This window comes from Flavobacterium sp. 2755 (genome assembly GCF_031455715.1).
Lineage (GTDB): Bacteria > Bacteroidota > Bacteroidia > Flavobacteriales > Flavobacteriaceae > Flavobacterium.
On record NZ_JAVDTG010000006.1, the window covers coordinates 177,625 to 199,913 of the forward strand.

General features: G+C 31.3%; 21 protein-coding genes, 1 tRNA gene and 1 pseudogene. 16 read left to right on the plus strand and 7 right to left on the minus strand.

The features are described from left to right. Positions 1 to 68: 68 nt before the first annotated feature. From J2Y38_RS15600 to J2Y38_RS15625, 6 genes and pseudogenes are all read left to right on the plus strand, one after another. Positions 69 to 1,073, plus strand: a complete 1,005-nt coding sequence (locus J2Y38_RS15600) for a hypothetical protein (protein WP_309844227.1) — start codon at positions 69 to 71, stop codon at positions 1,071 to 1,073. Further along, the gene (locus tag J2Y38_RS15605) at positions 1,033 to 3,390 is read left to right on the plus strand and encodes a hypothetical protein (RefSeq protein WP_309844230.1); all 2,358 of its coding nucleotides are present in this window, start codon (positions 1,033 to 1,035) and stop codon (positions 3,388 to 3,390) included. The genes J2Y38_RS15600 and J2Y38_RS15605 overlap by 41 nt, the downstream gene beginning before the upstream one ends. A gap of 9 nt (positions 3,391 to 3,399) precedes the next feature. Continuing rightward, on the plus strand, positions 3,400 to 3,804 hold the full coding sequence (gene mce, locus J2Y38_RS15610) for a methylmalonyl-CoA epimerase (RefSeq protein ID WP_291147119.1): 405 nt from the start codon (positions 3,400 to 3,402) through the stop codon (positions 3,802 to 3,804). A 146-nt stretch (positions 3,805 to 3,950) separates the two neighbouring features. After that, a tRNA-Ile gene (locus J2Y38_RS15615) sits at positions 3,951 to 4,024 on the plus strand. A 165-nt stretch (positions 4,025 to 4,189) separates the two neighbouring features. Continuing rightward, positions 4,190 to 4,891: pseudogene (locus tag J2Y38_RS15620) on the plus strand (DUF3871 family protein). Between the two features lie 79 nt (positions 4,892 to 4,970). Further along, positions 4,971 to 8,462, plus strand: coding sequence for a TIR domain-containing protein (locus J2Y38_RS15625; RefSeq protein ID WP_309844233.1), 3,492 nt, complete (start codon positions 4,971 to 4,973; stop codon positions 8,460 to 8,462). A 129-nt stretch (positions 8,463 to 8,591) separates the two neighbouring features. On the opposite strand, the gene J2Y38_RS15630 is transcribed toward J2Y38_RS15625, so the two are convergent. The 5 genes from J2Y38_RS15630 to J2Y38_RS15650 are packed head-to-tail and all read right to left on the minus strand — an operon-like array spanning position 8,592 to position 12,312. Beyond that, the gene (locus J2Y38_RS15630; RefSeq protein WP_309844235.1) at positions 8,592 to 9,197 is read right to left on the minus strand and encodes a toll/interleukin-1 receptor domain-containing protein; all 606 of its coding nucleotides are present in this window, start codon (positions 9,195 to 9,197) and stop codon (positions 8,592 to 8,594) included. Between the two features lie 4 nt (positions 9,198 to 9,201). Next, a complete protein-coding gene (locus J2Y38_RS15635; RefSeq protein WP_309844238.1) occupies positions 9,202 to 10,086 on the minus strand; it encodes a DUF4231 domain-containing protein in 885 nt (294 codons plus the stop codon). Then, positions 10,086 to 10,670 (minus strand): TIR domain-containing protein, encoded by a 585-nt coding sequence (locus J2Y38_RS15640; protein WP_309844241.1) that lies wholly within the window; start codon positions 10,668 to 10,670, stop codon positions 10,086 to 10,088. Before J2Y38_RS15640 ends, J2Y38_RS15635 begins: the two co-directional genes overlap by 1 nt. A gap of 7 nt (positions 10,671 to 10,677) precedes the next feature. Continuing rightward, positions 10,678 to 11,082, minus strand: coding sequence for a TIR domain-containing protein (locus J2Y38_RS15645; protein ID WP_309844242.1), 405 nt, complete (start codon positions 11,080 to 11,082; stop codon positions 10,678 to 10,680). Beyond that, the gene (locus J2Y38_RS15650) at positions 11,083 to 12,312 is read right to left on the minus strand and encodes a TRAFs-binding domain-containing protein (RefSeq protein WP_309844244.1); all 1,230 of its coding nucleotides are present in this window, start codon (positions 12,310 to 12,312) and stop codon (positions 11,083 to 11,085) included. 907 nt (positions 12,313 to 13,219) lie between these two features. On the opposite strand from J2Y38_RS15650, the gene J2Y38_RS15655 reads away from it, so the two are divergent. Beyond that, positions 13,220 to 13,660: a very short patch repair endonuclease gene (locus J2Y38_RS15655; RefSeq protein ID WP_309844246.1), complete on the plus strand. Its 441-nt coding sequence runs from the start codon at positions 13,220 to 13,222 to the stop codon at positions 13,658 to 13,660. A gap of 4 nt (positions 13,661 to 13,664) precedes the next feature. Here J2Y38_RS15655 and dcm read toward each other — a convergent pair whose 3' ends face one another. Next, a complete protein-coding gene (gene dcm, locus J2Y38_RS15660; RefSeq protein ID WP_309844247.1) occupies positions 13,665 to 14,654 on the minus strand; it encodes a DNA (cytosine-5-)-methyltransferase in 990 nt (329 codons plus the stop codon). A gap of 608 nt (positions 14,655 to 15,262) precedes the next feature. Here dcm and J2Y38_RS15665 point away from each other — a divergent pair. Then, complete coding sequence (locus J2Y38_RS15665; RefSeq protein ID WP_309844249.1) at positions 15,263 to 15,463, plus strand: hypothetical protein; 201 nt, start codon at positions 15,263 to 15,265, stop codon at positions 15,461 to 15,463. 33 nt (positions 15,464 to 15,496) lie between these two features. Here the strand turns inward: J2Y38_RS15665 and J2Y38_RS15670 are convergent, their stop codons facing one another. Further along, on the minus strand, positions 15,497 to 16,087 hold the full coding sequence (locus tag J2Y38_RS15670; RefSeq protein WP_309844251.1) for a riboflavin synthase: 591 nt from the start codon (positions 16,085 to 16,087) through the stop codon (positions 15,497 to 15,499). 57 nt (positions 16,088 to 16,144) lie between these two features. Here J2Y38_RS15670 and pdxA point away from each other — a divergent pair, with 57 nt between their 5' ends. The 8 genes from pdxA to J2Y38_RS15710 all read left to right on the plus strand — a co-directional run bounded on the left by pdxA (position 16,145) and on the right by J2Y38_RS15710 (position 22,285). Then, a complete protein-coding gene (gene pdxA, locus J2Y38_RS15675) occupies positions 16,145 to 17,194 on the plus strand; it encodes a 4-hydroxythreonine-4-phosphate dehydrogenase PdxA (RefSeq protein ID WP_309844255.1) in 1,050 nt (349 codons plus the stop codon). A gap of 105 nt (positions 17,195 to 17,299) precedes the next feature. Continuing rightward, positions 17,300 to 17,842, plus strand: coding sequence for a DUF177 domain-containing protein (locus tag J2Y38_RS15680; protein WP_309844256.1), 543 nt, complete (start codon positions 17,300 to 17,302; stop codon positions 17,840 to 17,842). Positions 17,843 to 17,851: 9 nt separating this feature from the next. Then, positions 17,852 to 18,046: a 50S ribosomal protein L32 gene (gene rpmF, locus J2Y38_RS15685; protein ID WP_008465217.1), complete on the plus strand. Its 195-nt coding sequence runs from the start codon at positions 17,852 to 17,854 to the stop codon at positions 18,044 to 18,046. 172 nt (positions 18,047 to 18,218) lie between these two features. Continuing rightward, positions 18,219 to 19,217 carry a beta-ketoacyl-ACP synthase III gene (locus J2Y38_RS15690; RefSeq protein WP_053473305.1) on the plus strand — a complete coding sequence of 333 codons (999 nt, stop codon included), beginning with the start codon at positions 18,219 to 18,221 and terminating at the stop codon, positions 19,215 to 19,217. A 23-nt stretch (positions 19,218 to 19,240) separates the two neighbouring features. Beyond that, positions 19,241 to 19,729 carry an acetyl-CoA carboxylase biotin carboxyl carrier protein gene (accB, locus tag J2Y38_RS15695; RefSeq protein ID WP_309844281.1) on the plus strand — a complete coding sequence of 163 codons (489 nt, stop codon included), beginning with the start codon at positions 19,241 to 19,243 and terminating at the stop codon, positions 19,727 to 19,729. A 109-nt stretch (positions 19,730 to 19,838) separates the two neighbouring features. After that, positions 19,839 to 21,188: an acetyl-CoA carboxylase biotin carboxylase subunit gene (gene accC, locus J2Y38_RS15700; RefSeq protein WP_073485519.1), complete on the plus strand. Its 1,350-nt coding sequence runs from the start codon at positions 19,839 to 19,841 to the stop codon at positions 21,186 to 21,188. 434 nt (positions 21,189 to 21,622) lie between these two features. Next, positions 21,623 to 21,919, plus strand: coding sequence for a hypothetical protein (locus J2Y38_RS15705; protein WP_180856913.1), 297 nt, complete (start codon positions 21,623 to 21,625; stop codon positions 21,917 to 21,919). A 69-nt stretch (positions 21,920 to 21,988) separates the two neighbouring features. Further along, positions 21,989 to 22,285 carry a hypothetical protein gene (locus tag J2Y38_RS15710; protein ID WP_309844285.1) on the plus strand — a complete coding sequence of 99 codons (297 nt, stop codon included), beginning with the start codon at positions 21,989 to 21,991 and terminating at the stop codon, positions 22,283 to 22,285. Positions 22,286 to 22,289 lie beyond the last annotated feature (4 nt).

Sequence of the window (22,289 nt, forward strand, 5' to 3'; positions counted from 1 at the left end):
TTTGAATAAGAAATAAACAATGGGCTATAATTTCTTACTTTTGAGTTCAAATATAATTTCCTCCGGTTTTGATAAAAAGAATTTTTTTGGTTGTAATGGTTGTTTTGTTTTCTGCTTGCAGTAAAAATGACAAACCTGTAATTGCTTTTTATTATTGGAAAACCAATTTGAAGTTCTCTCAAACAGAAAAGGAAGTTTTAAAAGAGAATGACGTTCACAAATTGTATGTTCGTTATTTTGATATCGGGCTTCATCCTGAAACGCAATCTCCAATTCCGATAAGTCCAATTCATTTTCAGGAAAACACCCAAAATTTTGAAATTGTTCCCGTGGTTTTTATTCAGAATAAAGTAATGCTGCAAACTAATCTTGATATTGAAGATCTGGCTAAAAAGACGATTCATTTAATTGAAGAAATCAATACAAATAATAAAATCAATTATACTGAAATCCAAATTGACTGCGACTGGACCTTAAACAGTAAAGACAATTTTCTTAAATTTATTGAACAGATTAAAACGCTTTCGCAGAAAAAACTCTCGGCTACAATCAGGCTTCATCAGGTGAAATATTTCAAAAAAACTAAAATCCCAAATGTAGATCATGGTGTTTTAATGTTTTACAATATGGGAACTATTGCTCCGGATTCGTTAAACTCTGTTTACAGCAAAAAAATCTCAGACAATTATTTGAAGAGTTTAAAGAAATATCCGCTTGATCTCGATTATGCATTGCCAATATATTCGTGGGCAGTTCACATCAGAAACCAAAAAGTGGTTGGGCTTCGTTCGAAACTGAATTTCAGCGAACTCAAAAAGGATAAAAACTTCGTTCAGGTCAATTCCATTTTTTTTAAAGCCAGACAATCAAATTATAAAAATGGTGTTTATTATGAAGAAAATGATCTCCTTAAAATAGAATCAATTTTTACCGAAGATTTAAAAGAAATGGGGGAGGATTTAAGTAAAAGCTCGGCGAAAGCCCCAAAAGAAATTATATTTTACGATTTAGACGAATTCAATTTAAAAAGTTATGAAAAGAATATTTTTGAGCAAGTTGTTTCTTGTTTCTAGTGTCACGATACTTTCGGTTTACGGAATATTATATGCCTGCGGCGGCGGAGACGATTGGGATTTTTTTGGATACAATTCTAATTTCACACCCGAAACTTTTGCAGATAAATCGTATTCGCCATTGTTTTTGGCCGGAGATATTTTTTACGGAGTTGGTTTTGATACGAAACACAATTCCCGTTTCAACGAAAACATAAAATCAGATTGGGGAACTTATCTAAAAGGTGTTGTTGATACTACGACTGTAAATTATTTTTTAATTGGAGATGATAAACCAAGATATTATTCTGATGAAAAAAATACGATTAAAAACAAAGAAGAAATTACAGACCTTCATGTTTTTTATAAAACCAAAAAGCAAAATCCTTCTTCAATAAAATGGGGTAAAAAAATATCTTTGAAAGACGCAAAAGTGAAAAGCTTTGTGAAATTTTTGTATTTGGCACAAAAAATAGAAACGGTTTCAATTGGCGAAGATTATTGGAGTTACGATCCCGTTGTGGCTAAAACTTTTAAGGATTTGCAAATGATTCAGTCAATCGAAAATGTTTACAACACAACTGCCGATCCGTTTTTGAAAAACAGATATTGGTTTTTGACAATGAAAGCTCGTTTTTACAGCAACAGCAAACAAAAAGCAATTGATTTTTTTAATAAAACCGAGAGTTCTGTTCCTAAAAACGTATTGTATTATCGAGCACTTTCCTACGTTGCCGGAATTAATTATCAGCAGAAAAAATATGCGGTTTCTAATTATTTGTACGCTCAGGTTTTTGACAAATGCCCGGAACTGAGAATTGTAACAGCGTATAGTTTTCATCCAAAAAATGAAGCTGACTGGACAAAATCGCTGGCAATGGCAAAAAATAATAAAGAGAAAGCGGCGCTTTGGGCGATTCACGGATTTTACAAAGATGAAAAACAAGCTATTGAAAAGATTTACGAATTAGATCCAAAAAGCGAACACTTAAACTATCTGGCAACGCGATTGGTAAACAAACAAGAACAAGCGCTGAATAATTCGTTTCAGCAAAAGGCAGAAGAAAATCAGCCGGTGAAAAACCAAACTGTTGCCGAAAATAAAACCGAAAACCAATCTAAAATAGATAAAAGTGCTTTTGATTTAATTGCCAAAATTTCGGCTGCAGATAATACAGCAAGACCTTATTTATGGGATTTATCTTTGGGTTATTTACAGACTTTAAAAGGTGAATATACAAATGCGGATAAAAGTTTTGATAAAGCGGTAAAAACACTTCCGAAAACAGAATTGGCGGGAATGCAGCTTCGTTTATTACGCTTTGTAAATAATTTGAATAAAATTGATAAACTGACGGATAAAAACGAGAAAACAATTCTAGCCGATTTAAACTGGCTGTATTATGAACTTCCAAAAACATATAAAGAAGGAGAATTTCGTTATCAAAATGCTTCTTCATGGAGCAGAAGTTATTTGTCGGCACTTTATAAAGGAAAATCAGATCCGGTAATGTCGGAGATTTTTGGTGAATCGCGCTATAGTTATTGGAATGATGGAAATGCTTTTTATGACAATGAAAAAAATCTGCTGGATATAAAAACGTTTTTAGCAAAGCCAAATAAAACCGAAATCGAGAAAATTGGTGCCGGAATTTATAGTTTGAAATTGAAAGATATCAGCAATTTCCAAGCGGTTCAGGCAACTTTTAAAAATAAAATTCCCGAAGCGATTGCTTTTATGAAGGAAACAGACTCGGTACAATATTATAAGTTTTTAGGAAATCCGTTTAACGGAAGTATTAAAGACTGTCACGATTGCGATCATGTGGCGTACCAAAAAAGAAAATATACGTTTATTGATTTTCTAAATACGGTAAAAGAAATGCAGGATAAACTGGCTCAAAAAGAAGATGTTTACACGAATAGTTTATTGCTGGGGAATGCATTTTACAATATTTCACATTTTGGAAACGGAAGAACTTTCTACGAAATAAGTATTGTAGGTTACGGTTCAAGTCCGTATTCGTTTAGAGACTCGATGAAAAAAATGATTACCAATTGTGATGTTTCTAAAGGGTATTATCAAAAAGCATTGCTGGCTGCAACAACAAAAGAGCAAAAAGCAAAATGTGTGTATTTGATTTCGAAATGCGAACGAAATGAATATTATAATAATAAATACAACAATGTTACAAACTGGTGGAGTATTGAAGATGATAAAATTAATTTTATTGCCTGGAACGGTTTTAAAACTTTAAAAAAGGATTATTCAGATACTCAATACTATAAAGATGTAATTGCTGAATGCGGTTATTTTAATACTTACATTAATCAATAATAGAAAGTCATGGTTAATAAAATAGAACATATCGGAATCGCAGTAAAAAATATGGATGATGCTAATGTATTATTCGAAAAAATGCTTGGAGTTCCATCTTATAAAATGGAAGCGGTAGAAAGCGAAGGTGTTTTGACTTCGTTTTTTCAAACCGGAAATAACAAGATTGAGCTTTTAGTGGCGACAAACCCGGAAAGTCCTATTGCAAAGTTTTTAGAAAAGAAAGGAGAAGGAATTCATCACATCGCTTTTGATGTTGAAGATATTCATGCCGAAATTTCTCGTTTAAAAAGTGAAGGTTTTGTACTGATAAACGAAGTTCCGAAGAAAGGAGCCGACAATAAACTGGTAGTTTTCCTGCATCCCAAGAACACAAATGGCGTTTTGGTGGAGCTTTGTCAGGAAATTAAATAAAAAATATCACTTTTTGTTTTTAAATAAGGTATTGAAAATCAATCTTGTTTTGAATACTGGGACTTTGAATTGAAATTAAATGCAAATCATGTCTTAAAATATTTGGAGTGAACGAAAAATAGTAGTAATATTGCATCCTCTAAACCGGTCCTATAGCTCAGCTGGTTAGAGCACCTGACTCATAATCAGGTGGTCCCTGGTTCGAGCCCAGGTGGGACCACTAGCTTATTCGTCCAGACTTTCAAAAAGATTGTCTGGACGTTTTTTTTGCAGTAAACTCAAGAGTTGCGGAACTTCATACCTGTTTTTCAAAATCACTTCAACAGAGACAAGCCCAAAAAAGGCATTCTTTTAGATGCCCCAAAAGATGAAATAAAAAGGCAGAATTCCTGAAACTATACAAAAGCAAGCAAAAGATTTACTAGATCACGAAAGAACTCAGTATTTTGAAAGAATTGCTTTTATTATTAGAATTCCAAGTATCACAGAACAACTAATGGTAATGAAATGTCTTTATTAATAGGGGGATCGAAGTTATAATCTTGATAACTTATATAGCAATAAATCTTTCGAAAAGTTTAAGTTTTTTATAGGTTTTCAGGTAAAAGTATGCTGTAATTTGTGTGTGAGTACAGATGGTTTTGCAGAAGAAATGAGAGTAACCAGTTATGTGGAACTACAGTCAAAGATTATGGAGGTTCTTCAGAATTATAACGCAGAAAAGCATTTAGTGGAAATGAAAAAACTTTCAGAGTACTCTCTTACGGAGCATCAATTTGCAACTCTATTAGGCAGAAGCAAACTCTATCAGCATATGCCCAAAAGCCATAAAATAAATATCCCTGCATTAAATTTTAATGATGGACAGCTGAATGTTGTGGCTAAGGACTATTATGAAGATGAACACTTTGGAAGAAACTCTGATGGAGATTTGAATCTATGGAATATGTATAGCCTGTTCACGCAGGCTAATAAGAGTAGTTATATTGATACATTTTTAGATAGAAATGTAAATGCTTTTGATTTTTCAAATGGTATTTCCAATGCATTAATTGGTAGTGCTAATTATCGTTGGTTTTTGAGTTGATGGAATGCCTGTTTTAAGCAGGCATTTTTTTGCTTCTCTTTGTAAGCAAATTAATATATATTTGATTTAAATTTTGGATATGAATCATAAGCCTTCAATAATAATAGAAATTGAAAAATTTTTAAAGATAAAATTAAAAAGAGAAGAAAATATTAATCGATCAATGCTTCAAGTTAAAAGCAATACTTATGTTTTAAACTCAAATAACGAAGTTGTAGGTTTAAATCTTCAAAAAAATCCAGTTAAAGATTTTCCATTTTCTAGGGATTTACAAAATATCACACATTTAAATTTATCTAACACACAATTGGATGAAATAAGTTTTATTAGATTCTTTCCGAAATTGGAGTATTTAAACTTGTCATTCAATCATATTTTTGAAATTGAAAATTTATTTTCCTTGAAAGATCTGCAATTTTTAAATCTGACAGGTAATAATATTTCATCCATAAATGTAATTAGAGAGTTGAAGAAAATTAGCACACTCTATTTAAACATTAACAAAATTAAAGATGTTGAAGCTTTAATTTATTTACCAAACTTGAAGGTTCTAGATTTGTCAGATAATTTAATTTATGATACAAGACCCATAAATGAACTAAGTAGCTTGCAAGAATTAAAACTTGCGAAAAACAGTATTCAAAATTTTCCAAATTTAGATAATTTATATGATCTAAAATATTTGACTTTAAGTTCAAATAAATTGGAAAATTTATCAGGAATTCAGAATTTAAAAAACCTCAAAATACTTGACGTTAGAGATAATATTATCAGCGATATTGATGAACTCAAACACTTGTCATTTTTGGAATATATATTATTAGTTGGCAATGAAATCCATGATCTGACTCCTTTAAAATCATTATTCAAATTAAAGGTTATTCGAGCAGCTTATAATTTGATTACTTATTTTTCTCTAGAAAATTTTAAAAATTTAGGTATACTGGATTTGTCAAATAATCCTTTGAAGTTTATTGATATAAGTCCAGAAAACAGACTTAAAGAACTTTATCTTGCAAATACCGTCATTGGAGAGCTTGAGGCTTTTGAATATTTACAAAGTTTGAATTCACTTTATTTAAGTAAATGCTTAATAGAAGATATTAATGTTTTATCAGCTTTGAGCAAATTAAAAACTTTAGATTTAAGTGATAATAACGTTTATGATGTATATCCTTTAATAGCATTGCCATTAAAAACACTCATTCTTTCTAATAATCCAGTCGAAGATATCTATATTTTGTTTTCGAATGACTCTAATCAATTACAACATTTAAAAGTAGACGAGACTGGATTTTCAAGAAGAAACAATCTTGTCCTTTCTCATAGGGAAAATCACTTAGATTTTGTTAGAAACAGATTTATTATACATAATAGTGTTGGAGAAACTCTTCAGGGGTATTTTCCTGTAAAAATCTTACTGCTTGGAAATCATGGAAGCGGTAAATCACAGTTTTTGAACTATTTTTTAAATGATGCATTGATAGAGAAATCAGAAACAACAGATATTTTACAAATTAAACCTTTTAAAGAAAATGCTAATTCTATTCTTCCAAGTGCTATTTTTTATGATTTTGGAGGGCAAGATTTTTATCATGGATTGTATAGGATTTTTTTAAGTAATCAATCAATTCATTGCTTGTTTTGGCACGAAAAGTCAAATTGTAATAGGTATGAATTAGATATTAATGGAAGTCCAATTCAAAATTTTAACGTTAATTATTGGATTGGACAAAAAAAATATAATGAATATAATAAAGGGTTTAATGATGATTTATTTTTGATAGAAACTCACTCGGATGTTAAAGAGTCAAAAAAACCGACATATTTTGTTTTTAATGAAATTGAAAAAGTTCCGAGACAACAATTTTTTATATCACTTAAATGGAATTCTAAAAGTCCAACAACATTAAATAAGAATCAATTAATTAATTTAGATCATTTGAAATTCAATTTGATAGAATTAATTCACGAAAAAAGAGTTTCTTTTGACCAAAAAAAATGGTACATAGATTTTATAAAATTTATTACATCAAAACAACGAAGAGAACAGGCGGTCGCTATTTCTGATTTAATAGTTGAAATTGAAGATTCAAAACTAGATCTTGACTCAAAAATTCAATTTTTGAAGACAGAATTAGATCAACTGCATAGAAAAGGTTTGGTTCTTTATTACAAAGATGATATTTCTGATTTTGTATGGCTTAATCCTTTAAAAATTGTTAATCACATAAAAGAAAAGGTTTTAATTTTAGGAGAAATTCAAAAAGCGAAAGGAATTTTAAATAAAAAATATTTTGAAGATAAAAAAATTGATCCTAATATTTTGTCTTTATTGCAATTGCAAAAGGTAATTTTTTTGCATAAATATGGTATGAATGACAAAAAAGAAATTATTGATGAATATATAATTCCAAATTATCTTCCCTTAGTAAATAAAGAAAATGACGTTGATTATGATCTTACTACTTTTGGAATTCATAATCAACATTTATTTACTTTAAAATTTGCTGATTTTATTCCTTTAGGATTGATTAATCAATTAATTTGTTTTTTTGGTAGTCTTCCTGATGTGAAGAAATTTTGGAGGAACCAAATTGTATTCACATTTGAAAATAAGTGTAAATTATTGATTTATTTAGACAATGAAAATTTAGAAATTAAGGTTTTTGGACATTTTTCAAAAGTTGATATTGATTCAAAAGAAAGAATGATCAAGTATATTTATTCATGTATATTATGCTTTTATTGGGATTTTAAATTAATAAGTTTTCAGCAATATTTAGAGTACGAAGAACAACTAGTTCTGATAGAAAAGGAAGGTTATGATTCTGATTGGAAAATAAAATATGAAATTAGTAAGGCATTTTATGAAGTTATAGATTCAAAGGTCCCTTCTGATCTTTTTATTTCATTGGATGGTAAAGTATTTGTTAATGCATACAACTTAACAACGTTCGATGAGCTAAAAGAAACAAAAATAAGCACTTATGACATGGTTAGTAATGTAGTGCAATTAGATTCTCCGAAAGAAAAAGCAGTGTATGTTTATAAAATATTCACAAATAGGAGATTAAAAAAGATGAAGAAAGTTTTTGTGTCTTATAGTCATGCGAACTATAAAGAAATGGAACAACTAACAAAATATTTAATAGGGTTTGTTAGAAATAAAGAAATCGAAAGCTGGACTGATTTAAAGCTTCAGAGTGGAGTAAAAGTAAAAGATGAAATTTTACAAAATCTTGAAGACGCTGATATTGTCATTCTTTTGATTAGTCAAGATTTTATCGCCTCTGATTTTATTTATGATTATGAACTACAAAGGGCAATGCAAAAAAAAATAGCAGGTAGGGGAGAAATTATACCTGTGGTTTTAAGTAGTTGTTCAATATTTGATTTGAAATTAAATGTTACTGGAGATGAGGGCTTAATGAACGAGATAAAAATGGGAGATTATTACTTCACACCACAAGGGCCTAATAATAGTTTACTGCCAATTGAACAATGGAAGAATGAATCACAAGCGTGGATGGAGGTATACAAAGATATAAAGAAGAAAATTAAGATGTAAATATGAAGCCTTTAAAAGTTGTGAGACAGGTATGTTTAAAAAAAAGAGAAGCTTTATAGGTTTGTTTGTGTTTTACTTTTATATTCAATAAACTAAATTGAAACACTCCGAATTCAACGGAGTGTTTTCTTAAAGCTTCCAGTTTAAAACATTGTCTAGCGGATGTGCTTTTTGAGAGTTTGAAAAAACTCTTTTTTCATTTAAAAGTATTTGCTCTGTTCTGTTTGTGATTTTTGAGATATAATTATTCAAGCTTTTTGTTCCTTTAATTATATAGCCAGTTTTTAGGTAATCTGGGAGAGTTTTTTCAGCAATATCTTTTAAAATCAAAATAGACAATTTAATCAAATCTTCGTTATGCATAAATTTTTCTTGATCCAAAATTGACGCATGACCATGACCAACTTCAAAGGGAACCCATAGCGATTTGTAAGTTTTCTCAGAAACAACAACCATCATATGAGTGCTTTCTCTGATTCCTTTTTTTATGCTTTCAGTAATTTTTACAGGATCATTTATTGATGATGCGTATTGTAAGGATTTATCTTCTTCATCTAAATAATAATCTATTCCTGCATCTCTAAAATAAGAGGCGATGGTTTTGCATGCCTCTTTATCCTCTCTTTTATGACTTAGAAATACGCAAGGTCTTTCTCTAATTGTACTATCATTTAATGATTTTATTTTCCACCTAATACTTTCAAGTAAGCTACTTTTGTTAAAACCTTTCTCCATAATACTACATTCTTTTTTGAGCTAACCACATGGTATGCTCTCTAGACATTGCATTTTCTGAATCAAGAACATATTTAGAGAATTCTTCGTCTGAAAAGTTCTTATTTGCCTCAGCTTTAATTAAGTTCAATTCAGAGGTTGCAGTAGTGTAAGCTTCCTTGTTTTCTTGATATTTTTTTAACTGAAGCCAACTAAATCCACTTGCTGAAACTGTAGAGAACAGTCCAACTAAGTTAAAATCTGACATCGGATATTTAATTAAATAACCAATGGATATTAAAGCTAAAAATTGACAAATAATTACCAAGCTAAACCAATTTTCATATTTTGACTTGTTGTTGTCAGCTTTTGAAGAATACCATTGTATCTGATTTTCAATACGATTTTCTAGGTAATATTCTTTCCTTTCATTTAAAGAAAGGCCACGTATTTTTCTCATCTCTTCCGTAATGATAGGTGCATTTATTTTTTTTGCACTTATTACTTCATTTAAATCAGCAAATTCATTATTTATTTCCTTTATTCTTTTGATAAATCTTTTGTCAGATTCTTCAGCAGGAATGTTGTTCTCAAAAAATTCGGAACACATTATAAATCTCCAGGTTAATGTTTTACAAGATTCTGCTAGTGCTCTTCCTCTATACCAAGTATCTTCGTATTTTTTAGCTTTGAGTATTATAGATATTAGCATAGCGAAGAGTAACATGATACCGGAAATAACATATATAAATGTCTTTGATTCTTCTGTTTGATAGTTGTATATGGAAATCAGTGCTGAAAAAATCATCAATAGTAAATCATATTTTACAAAATTGATGTACTTAGATTGTGCTTGCGTTGATACAGCATCTCCCGCTATAAAGTAATTAGGATAGTCATTGTTTTTCATTATGGTCTTACTTTAGTTTTATTTGAAATATCTTCTTGTCTTTTATTGAAAGCTTTATCAATATAGTAATTAGGGTTTTTACAAAAATCGTCCCACTTAACTAGTACACAATATCTATCTTCTTCAGTCCAAGAGCATTTATTATTAGGGATGTAATAATTATAAGCAAATTCAGATATAACTGTGTTGTTATTAATGTTTATGTAGTTGTGGGATTTGCCACATGTTCGACATATTCCTTTTCCAGAATAAATTCTATTGTACATGCTAGGTAACACTACTCCTAAAATTCCATTTTTAGTGTTGTCCTCACTATGATATAATGAAGATTGTAACTCTCTTTTTAAATAATTTTGATTTTCTAAAGGAAGGTTTTCAGCAGATTTTTCTCCAATCAAAAAAATTGTTACTGTTGAGTCTGAAAGGTAATCTTCTCGGATTTTTCTCATTATGTAATCTTCATTTTCTGATTTGATAGGTTCGTGTAACGATTTATCAATCATATCCACTTTTAGATTATCGTGAATATACTTTTTAAAAGGCATGTCCTCTGTTTTAAAGGAAATAAAGCATTTGTGTGCCATAATATATTTATTTTGCATATTTTCTAATTGCCTCTACAATACTTTCAGTATTCCATCTAACATCTGTTTTAGAACGGGAGTAAACGACGGAAGATATTTTTTCTTGCCCCCAAGGAATAACACCTATAATTGGAATTTGACAGCCAAGCGCCGTGTCTAATTCCCAAGTCATCCATTCGCTGTGGGTGGCGTAAACTCCAGCTAGAGCCAAAATTATATCAGAAGATTGAATTTTGGTTTTTAGAACTGTTTTTATATAATTTGCATTTTGAGAATTTATAGGAATGTCTTTAGTTGCCTCAGTAAATTCTACATTAAGGTAACCTCTAGAATTTAGAAGGCTTTGTAGCGAAAGTAAGTCTTGAGAATGTGCCCATGCATGACTTACGAAAATTTTGTAATTTTTAGACATTTATTTTAGATTTAAAATTTGTTGTTTTGATTTATTATAAGTTTCTATTTCCCAATCTGCTTTAGCTTTTTCTAAAAATAATTTCTCGTATTTTTCAAATTCTTCCTCATTGTTTAGAGATAAATGGCAATTCGCCAAAGAAGCATATATCCAATTTAAATCACTTCTTATGAGGAAATCTTCATCTTCTTTTAGTTTATCGATAATTTCTATAATTTTTTCTCTTGTTTTTCTTGCCTCGACTTTACAATAGATTTTTTCGTGCTCATCCTGTACATGTTCGCTTTTTAAATCTAGACATAAGGCATAATTTTCACCAGTGTAGTAGTCAGAATTTATTGTAAAACCTTTATTGTAATATTTTATGGCTCGATCTAAATATTCCATTTCGCTTTTATCCAAAAGCCAGAATCTTTTATAGATAGCGCCTGTAATACCTAAAGTTTCTGGGTCATTTGTCGTTCTTCCGTCTGGTTCTAATTTGTTGATTATTGTAAGAGCATCATTTAAGGCTAATTTTTCGGATACATTCTTATTTTTATAAGTACATAAAGCTAACTGCTGAATAAAATACGAGTCATTTTCTACTTTTTCGCTTGCTTTCTTCCAGCATTTTATAGCTTCTTCGAAATTATTTTTTGACATATGAAATTTGGCTTGTTGAACTAATGCAAAAAGCACTTTTTCTTTTTCAGCAAGTTCCTGAATTAAATGGATATACTCTTCTTCTGGTAATATATAAGGCTTAACAGATTGTATATGCTGAAATAAAGGGCTGTCAACTTCTTGTGATTTTTCTACACTCAAAATAAGATTGGTTAGAGCTTCTTGGCAACGATTAGCCTCGGTAGCTGAAATATCCTCCCCCATATGTGAATATGTGAATGTTTTATTATGATTTATGTCAAATGGAATAGTTCCATCTTTTTCTTTCATAACTATTGTTGAAAATGGTTTAGCAGCATGTCTAATGCCTAGCTCGTAAATGGCATTAGGGTTAAAAGTTGTAATGTCAGCAATAACTAAATCAGAGTAAATTAATAGACCATACATGCTTCTATCTATCAAACCAGATTCTTGTACTTCATCTCCTCTGACACATTCGTATCCTGAAGCCAAAACTGCTGGCTTGATTATATTATGGTAAGTTTTGTCTAAATCAAACGTCTTTCCTAATGTAGGGTCGGTTTTTTTCCCAAACCCCATAATTACAAAGCATATTTTTTTCATAAATTGGTTTTTATTGGTTAGTTTATTAAGATTTATTTTATCAAAAAATTAACCATTTGGTAAAAAATGTCATTTTGTCGCTTTTTTAAGAAAAAAAGTGATTTTATGGCAGTTATATGTTCTGAAATATTAAGAACTAATATTACTTCTGTCTTCAATTAAGTTTATAAGAACTATTACTAAATAACGAAACTGATGACATGAATTTTACTACAAGAACCAAAGAATTGCCTAAAAATATAATTAGAAAGTATATCGTATTTGGTTGTGTAATACAAGTAATGAGTTTTGTGCTATTCTATATTTTAAAAAGTATTAATGAGTATGGGATATGTATAAAGAATCTTATTATGTCTTATGTGAACAGTTTTTGTTTTTATTCTTTTTTGGATTTTTTATTTTTTGGGCTATCATTAGAGTAAGGCTATGGTTACAAGATGATAACAAGTAAATTAAAGTTTCCAAAAATGTATCACATGGAATAACTAAGTAATTCCAGAGTATTTTCAAATAAAATTCCTTACAGAATTAAACATGGAACTGAACTTATTTTGAGCTAGTATATATTAGTAATAATTATAAGATTTCTGATTGTTTAGATGTACTAATCTTTAAGTGTCAGTACCATGGGTAAATTGAAACAAGAAGGGTGTTTTACTAATAAAAAGATATACAAATAGGCATACATAAATTTATAAACTTTGTGAAGTATTGATATTGCTATCATGAGACTTAAAGACTGGAGCCCAGGTGGAACCACTTCTTTAGAAATAAAAAGCCTTTACAGAAATGTAGAGGCTTTTTTGTTTTTAGCTGTAAAAAATGAAATTTCTAAAGGTCGAATAATTAAACTTCCATATTTCTTAAATACCTAACTTTATCTGTCAGAAACAAATTTAATTTTCAAATGGATAATTTAACTCCCGAACAACGGAGAAAAAATATGCAGGCCATAAAAAGTACGGCAACTACGCAAGAAGTCCGACTTGCCAAAGCTTTGTGGGAATCGGGTTATCGCTATCGAAAGAATAATAAAAAAATATTCGGTAAACCTGATTTGACTTTTGCAAAGTATAAAATCGCCATTTTTATAGACAGCGAATTTTTTCACGGCAAAGATTGGGAAACGCAGCAATTGCGTATTAAATCAAATCGTGATTATTGGATTCCGAAAATCGAACGGAATATGAAACGGGATGTTGAGGTCAACGCTTTTTTGATTTCAAAAAAATGGAAAGTAATTCGGTTTTGGAGTAAAGAAGTTCAAAAAGAATTAGATACTTGTGTAGCAAAAATTCAAGAAGAAATTGAATTCTCAAAAATAAAAACAGAAGAAAAAAAGAGTTGAGATTTTATACTTTTTCTTTCTTCTTTTCTTTTGCTTCGACTTTTTCGATAACCTTAAAAATTTCTTCAGCCAGTCTTTGAATAACCGGCATGCTAACCGAATTTCCTGCTTGCTTATATAAGCTTGAATTTGAAATTGCGGGCAGTTTATAATCGTCAGGAAAGCCCTGAAGTCTAAAACATTCTCTTGGAGTCAGTTTTCTAAAACCAAAATCGGTTGTAATGATCGGAACGTTGTGTCCGCCCGTTCCCATATTGGCTGTTAGAGTAGGACATAAGCCGGATTTGTTTTCTCTAACATATTGTCTTCTAAATTGATAGATGTGATTCTTGTTTACAACCGCTTCCTTCAATTTATTGTACATATACTTCTCTTCGCCATAATAAAATTTATCAGAAACTTTTTCTGTAATAATTAAATCTTTAATAGACTTCGTTAATTGTTCCTTTTCGGGGAATTTAAACTTGAAACTTTTATTATTTAGGAAGTCTTTATCAAAAGCAATCATGAAAAGTCGCTCTCTGTTATGTGGCGTATTTCCAAAATCTTTTGTGTTTAAAATAGAACTGTCAAAAGTATAATTTCGCTTTTTAATTTCGCTTTTTATAACTTTTAATGTATTTCCTTTATCGTGACCTTTTAGATTTTTTACATTTTCAAGAAAAACCACTTTGGGTCTTATTTCGTCAATGAAATCCAGAATCTTAAAAAAATGATTTCCTCTTCTGTCATCAAAACCTTTTCGGTGACCAGCAAGTGAAAAAGGCTGACAAGGAAAACCGGCAGTTAAAATATCTACTTGTTCGAGCGTTTTTACGTCAAGATCCATCACATCGCCTTCAATAAGATTATGTTTGAAATTGTTTCTATAAGTAACGCAGGCCTTTTTGTCAAACTCATTGGCCCATTTCAAATTAAAACCAGCTTTTTCAAAACCTAAACATATACCGCCTACGCCTGCATACAAACTTCCAACTGTATATTTATTTTTCATTTATTAATGGCTGTTTTTGACTCAAAAAAAAGTCTTAAGATCTTTTGTTATGGATTTATTGAATGCAAATATATTAATTCAGAAATATTTGATTGTTCTTAGAATTTGAAAAAGAAAGAATTTAATTTTTTTTCAGCGGTTTAAACTACAGTTCTTTCTGACTTATTGAAATTTAGTCAGTTTTTTTAAAAAAAATATCTTGCTGCGTTTTTTAAGAAATTTAAAACTCCGGCTTAAAACCTCATTTGGATTTAATATTTGAGTTTCTGTACAATAAATATCTGAAATACAGAGTTTAATATATGTTTTGTGAGGGAGGAAAATGAAGAAAATAAATAGAATTTTAGATGTTTTTTATCTGAATTTTGCTATTTTTAGATCTAAGTCCCTCAGTATTACGTATATTATTTTTACATCACTTTATTGATTTTAAAGTTGTTTTTTTGTAAAAATCGTATACTTTTGCCAAAGAATTTCCGTGTAGATAACATTTTTGTGATGTATCTCTATAAAAATATTTGCCCCTAGTATTATTTATTGAATTTCAGCACGTTTAACCTATGAAGATAAGGAATATATTATTAGCACTTTTTTTAATTGTATCGAGTGTGTCGGTCACTTTAGCTGACAACACGCCGCCACCGCCGCCCCAAGCAGCTAAAACATCAGGAACAGCATCTACAACTGATGATGAAATACCGCCTCCGGGACTGCCAATTAATGATCATATACCGTATCTAATTGCAGCAGGATTCGTTTTAGGAATGACAATTATATATCGAAACAAAATAAAAAAAGCTTCAATTTAATTGAAGCTTTTTTTATGCAGTAACTTTTCTTGATTATTTGTTTATAGCGTAAAGTCTTGAAATGTATTTTCCAACAACATCAAACTCTAAATTTATTTTAGTGCCTACTTTAAAATCTTTAAAATTGGTATTTTCAAAAGTATAAGGGATTATCGAAACGCTAAATTCATTTGTTTTAGAATTGACAACCGTTAAGCTCACTCCGTTTACAGTAATCGATCCTTTTTCAATAGTAATATTATTTAAGGTTTGATCGTATTCAAAAGTATAATTCCAGCTTCCGTTTGCTTCTTCAATTTTGGTACATGTTCCGGTTTGGTCTACGTGGCCCTGCACAATATGTCCGTCAAGGCGGTCGCCAAGTTTCATTCCTCTTTCTAAATTTACAATATCATTAGCTTTCCAGTCGCCAATATTGGTTTTTAAAATCGTTTCTTCAACAGCAGTAACAGTATAGTGTGAATCTTTTATAGCAACAACCGTAAGGCATATTCCGTTATGCGAAACGCTTTGGTCAATTTTTAATTCGTTAGTGATCGATGACTCAACAGTAACATGCAGATTGTTTTTGTCTTTTTGTATTTCGTGGATTCTTCCAAGGGTTTCAATAATTCCTGTAAACATTGTAGTTTTATTTTACTAAATTTGCACATCAAAATTAGTAATAAATAAGCTGAGCTCATGAATAAAAAAGCAGAAAATATAATTGTTGGAATTTCAGTTGGAGATTTAAACGGTATTGGAAGCGAAGTTATACTAAAAACATTCGAAGATTCCCGAATGTTAGAATTGTGTACACCTGTTATTTTTGCAAATGCTAAAATCCTTTCTTTTGTTAAAAAAAGTTTTACTTCAACCGTACAGTTTCATGGTGTTGATAAATTAGATCAGGTAATTCCGGGGAAAGTAAATGTATTGAATCTTTGGAGAGAAGGAGTAGATATTAATTTAGGTACAAACAATGAAAAAATTGGCGAGTACGCAATAAAATCTTTTGTAGCAGCGACTAAAGCTTTAAAAGAAGGTTCTGTTGATGTTTTAGTTACAGCGCCAATTAATAAATATAATATTCAGTCAGAAGATTTTAAATTTCCCGGACACACCGATTATCTGGATCAGGAATTAGAAGGAAATGCGTTGATGATGATGGTTCAGGATAATTTAAGAGTTGGCTTGTTAACAGATCACGTGCCGTTAAATGAAGTTTCATCTCATTTAACAGAAGAATTAATTACCAGAAAAATCGAAACCATCAGAAAATCCCTTATTCAGGATTTTAGTATAGTAAAACCAAAGATTGCAGTTTTAGGGTTAAATCCTCATAGCGGCGACGGTGGAGTTATTGGAAAAGAAGAAGATTTAATCTTAAAACCGGTTTTGAAGAAAATATTTGACGGCGGTACGATGGTTTTTGGTCCATTTTCTGCCGATGGATTTTTTGGAAGCGGTCAATATGAGAAATATGATGCTATTGTAGCAACGTATCACGATCAGGGATTGATTCCGTTTAAAACGCTTTCGTTTGGAAAAGGAGTTAATTATACTGCCGGATTAAATAAGGTTAGAACCTCGCCAGATCACGGCACAGCATATGATATTGCAGGAAAAGACATGGCCGATTTTAATTCGTTTAAAGAAGCAGTTTACCTTGCGCTTGATATTTTTCGCTCGCGTAATCAGTATGAGGAGATTAGCGAAAAACCTCTTAAAATAAAAGAAAAACAGTTATAAACAAAAAAAGGTGAATAAGATTATTAGATTTATAATAATTTTATATCTTTGCACCCCAATTCAGATATGTAGTTTTGTATTTGAATTAAACAAATTGATGTTGAAATGAGCAAATCAAAAGAATTTTTAATTCCTTTTATAGGGTTAAAGCTAGGAAAACACCATTTTGAGTATCAAATAAATAACACGTTCTTTAAGGACTTTGACTATGAAGAGTTTCAAAGTTCAGATATTAAAGTGAGTTTGGTTTTCGATAAGAAAAGCACAATGTTAGAGTTAGAATTCAAACACAAAGGGACAGTAAATGTGCCTTGTGATTTAACCGGCGAAGATTTTGATTTACCTATTAAGGGGAAAATGAAGTTAATTGTTCGTTTTGGAGATGAGTTCAATAATGATAATGAAGAATTGTTGATTTTACCGCATGGAGAACATGAATTAGATGTGTCACAATACATTTATGAAATGATTGCACTTTCGGTGCCTCAAAAAAGAATTCATCCTGGTGTTAAAGACGGTACATTACAAACCGAAGCTTTAACAAAATTGAATGAATTAAGTGTAAAAGAACAGAAGGAAGAGAGTAATAAAGAAGAAGATATTGACCCGCGTTGGGAAAAATTAAAGAAACTATTAACGGATAAATAATATAGTAAAATGGCACATCCTAAGAGAAAAACCTCGAAAACAAGAAGAGATAAGAGAAGAACACATTATAAAGCTACTGTAGCTCAAATCGCTACATGTCCTATTACAGGTGAGGCACATTTATACCACAGAGCTTACTGGCATGAAGGTAAAATGTACTACAGAGGGCAAGTTGTTATCGATAAATCTGAAGCGGTTGCTTAATACGTTTTTGTAAATTATACTGGAACTCTCACATAGTGAGAGTTTTTTTTGTTGGTTATAATTTTCGTTTTTTAAGAAAATACAGGCAAATTCGCTTCGTTTTTTTTTGTAATTTTCAAGTCTTTTAAAAATTTTTCAAATAATAATATTTGAAAGGAAATAATAGAATATAATGAATACAATCACAGCCGCAATTACCGCTGTTGGAGGCTACGTTCCAGACTTTGTACTTTCTAACAAAGTTTTGGAAACAATGGTAGATACCAATGACGAATGGATTACCACTCGTACAGGAATTAAAGAAAGAAGAATTCTTAAAGATGCTGACAAAGGAACGTCGTACCTTGCCATTCAAGCAGCAAAGGATTTAATAGCAAAAGCTAATATCGATCCTTTAGAAATTGACATGGTTATTATGGCAACAGCAACACCAGATATGATGGTGGCTTCTACAGGAGTTTATGTTGCAACACACATTGGAGCTACAAACGCATTCGCATACGATTTGCAGGCAGCTTGTTCAAGTTTCTTATACGGAATGTCGACTGCTGCGGCTTATGTACAATCTGGGAGATACAAAAAAGTATTATTAATTGGTGCCGATAAAATGTCGTCAATTGTAGATTATACAGACAGAGCAACTTGTATTATTTTTGGTGATGGAGCTGGAGCAGTATTATTTGAACCAAATTATGAAGGTTTAGGTTTGCAGGATGAATATTTAAGAAGTGATGGTGTAGGACGCGATTTTCTTAAAATTCCTGCTGGAGGTTCTTTGATTCCGCCAAGCGAAGAAACTGTAAAAAACAGACAGCACAATATTATGCAAGATGGAAAAACAGTTTTCAAATTTGCTGTTACTAATATGGCTGATGCAAGCGAATTGATTCTGCAAAGAAACAATTTAACAAATCAGGATGTTGATTGGTTAGTGCCGCATCAGGCGAATAAGCGTATTATTGATGCTACAGCCGGAAGACTAGAATTAGAAGAATCTAAAGTATTAGTTAATATCGAAAGATATGGAAATACTACTTCTGGAACTTTACCATTAGTATTAGCTGACTTTGAAGATAAGCTTAAAAAAGGAGATAATGTTATTTTTGCTGCATTTGGTGGTGGATTCACTTGGGGATCTATTTACTTAAAATGGGCTTACGATAAAAAATAAATTAAAACTAAAAACGAATCATTATGGATTTAAAAGAAATTCAAAACCTAATCAAATTTGTAGCAAATTCGGGAGTTGCGGAAGTAAAGTTAGAAATGGATGATGTAAAAATCACTATAAGAACAACTTTAGAAGGAAATGTTACTGAGACTACTTATGTACAGCAATTACCAGCTCAGGCTGCATTGCCGCAAGCTGTACCGCAAGTTACAGCTCCAATAGTTGTAAATACTGCTGCTGAAACACAAGCGCCTGCTGTTGCAGATTCTAAATATGTTACTATAAAATCTCCAATCATTGGAACATTCTATAGAAAACCATCTCCAGATAAGCCAGTTTTCACAGAAGTAGGAAGCACTATCGCAAAAGGTGATGTTCTTTGTGTAATTGAAGCAATGAAATTATTCAACGAAATCGAATCAGAAGTTTCAGGTAAAATTGTAAAAATTCTTGTTGACGATATGTCTCCAGTTGAATTTGATCAACCTTTATTCTTAGTAGATCCATCATAAATAAATTTAGATTTTAGATTTTAGATTTTAGAAGGATTCGAAAGAAAATTTTGTTAACCATCTAAAATTATCTAATTATCAAATTGTCTAATTATCTAATTAAAATAAGATGTTTAAAAAAATATTAATTGCGAATAGAGGAGAAATTGCACTTCGTGTAATTCGTACATGTAAAGAAATGGGAATCAAAACTGTAGCAGTTTACTCTACAGCCGATGCAGAAAGTCTACATGTTAAATTTGCTGACGAAGCGGTTTGTATTGGACCTCCTCCAAGTAACTTATCGTATTTAAAAATGTCAAATATTATTGCTGCTGCAGAAATTACTAACGCAGACGCAATACATCCAGGATATGGATTTCTTTCTGAGAATGCTAAATTCTCGAAAATTTGTCAAGAGCACGGAATCAAATTTATTGGTGCCGCTCCTGAAATGATCGACAGAATGGGAGATAAAGCTTCTGCAAAAGCTACAATGAAAGCTGCAGGAGTTCCTTGTGTGCCAGGTTCAGACGGATTACTTGATTCTTATGAGCATGCACAAAAAACAGCAGCTGAAATTGGTTACCCAGTTATGATGAAAGCTACTGCTGGTGGTGGTGGAAAAGGAATGCGTGCAATCTGGAAAGAAGAAGAGCTTTTAAAAGCTTGGGAAAGTGCACGTCAGGAAGCTGCTGCCGCTTTTGGAAATGACGGAATGTACATGGAGAAACTTATTGAAGAACCACGTCATATCGAAATTCAGGTTGTTGGAGATTCTTACGGAAAAGCGTGTCACCTTTCTGAAAGAGACTGCTCTGTTCAACGTCGTCACCAAAAACTTACTGAAGAAACACCTTCGCCTTTCATGACAGATGACTTACGTACAAGAATGGGAGAAGCTGCTGTAAAAGCTGCTGAATTCATTAAATACGAAGGAGCTGGAACTGTAGAATTTCTTGTAGACAAACACAGAAACTTCTATTTCATGGAAATGAATACTCGTATTCAGGTTGAGCACCCAATTACGGAACAAGTAATTGATTACGATTTAATTCGTGAGCAAATTATGGTTGCTGCCGGAATTCCAATTTCAGGAAAAAATTACTTACCAGAATTACACGCTATCGAATGTCGTATTAATGCTGAAGATCCTTATAACGATTTTCGTCCTTCACCAGGAAAAATTACTACGCTTCATATGCCAGGAGGACATGGAGTTCGTTTAGATACTCACGTTTACTCAGGATATAGCATTCCGCCAAATTATGATTCAATGATTGCTAAGTTAATTACAACTGCGCAGTCTCGTGAAGAAGCGATCAGCAAAATGCGTAGAGCTCTTGACGAATTTGTAATTGAAGGTGTGAAAACTACAATCCCTTTCCACAGACAATTAATGGATGATCCAAAATATATCGCAGGAGATTATACAACTGCATTTATGGATACTTTCAAAATGAAACCTATTGAGGAATAATAAATAACTAAAGCTGTCGATTTTTCGACAGCTTTAGTTATGATCAAATTTAAAACCCGACAACTTTCTAAAAGTTGTCGGGTTTTGTTTTTTAAAAAATAATTCTATTTTGAAAACTAATGTCATCCTGAGCGAAGTCGAAGGCTCGCATCATACATAATGGCTTCGACTTCTCTCAGCCTGACAAAATTTGAATTTAAACGACTGCACTTTTAATAGAAGAAACACTTAGTATACACAATAAGTGTGTACTTTTTACACACTTCTTCTACAGATTACACACTTTTACACCATTTCAATTTCTGGCACATTTTAAGTAATTCCTTTATTTACAGGCTTTAATAGGGTTTTGAGTGGAATGTTTGGTTTTCGGCATAATAGTTTCTTTATCTAAAGTGTAAAACAAACTATTAACTATTTAAAATATACACATTATGAAAAATTTATTCTTATCAGCCGCGATCGTTTTAGGAGGTTTAACATCATTTGCTTCAACTTCTCCAATAACGAATTCTATTGTAAAAGTTGTTTCAGTTGCAGACGACTATGTTGAAATTAAATTAGAAGAATTACCAGCTCCAATTACTGAAGCTTTGAAAAAAGCTTATCCTGACGCAGTAATTACTAAAGCTTACAAAAATGAAAAGTCAGAATATAAATTGGATGTAACAGTAGGCGACAAAGTAGGAAATCTTTTTGCTAATGCTGACGGAACCTGGATTAAAAAATAATCCTGTGCACCGTGAAAATCCAAATTAAGAATACGAAAATTAAATTACGAATATTAAAAAATAATTATCATGAAAAATTTATTTTTATCAGCCGCAATCGTTTTGGGAGGTTTAACATCATTTGCTTCAACTTCGCCAATTACAAATACTATCGTAGAAGCAGTATCATTTCAAGATGATTATACTGAAATTAATGTGACAGAAGTACCGGCAGCGGTAACAGATGCACTTAAAAAAGCTTATCCAGACGCAGTACTAAATAAAGCATACAAAAACAGTGCTTCTCAATACAAATTAGAAGTAACAGTGGGAGACAAAGTAGGTTCTCTTTATGCTAACGCCGATGGATCGTGGGTAAAAAAATAAAAAG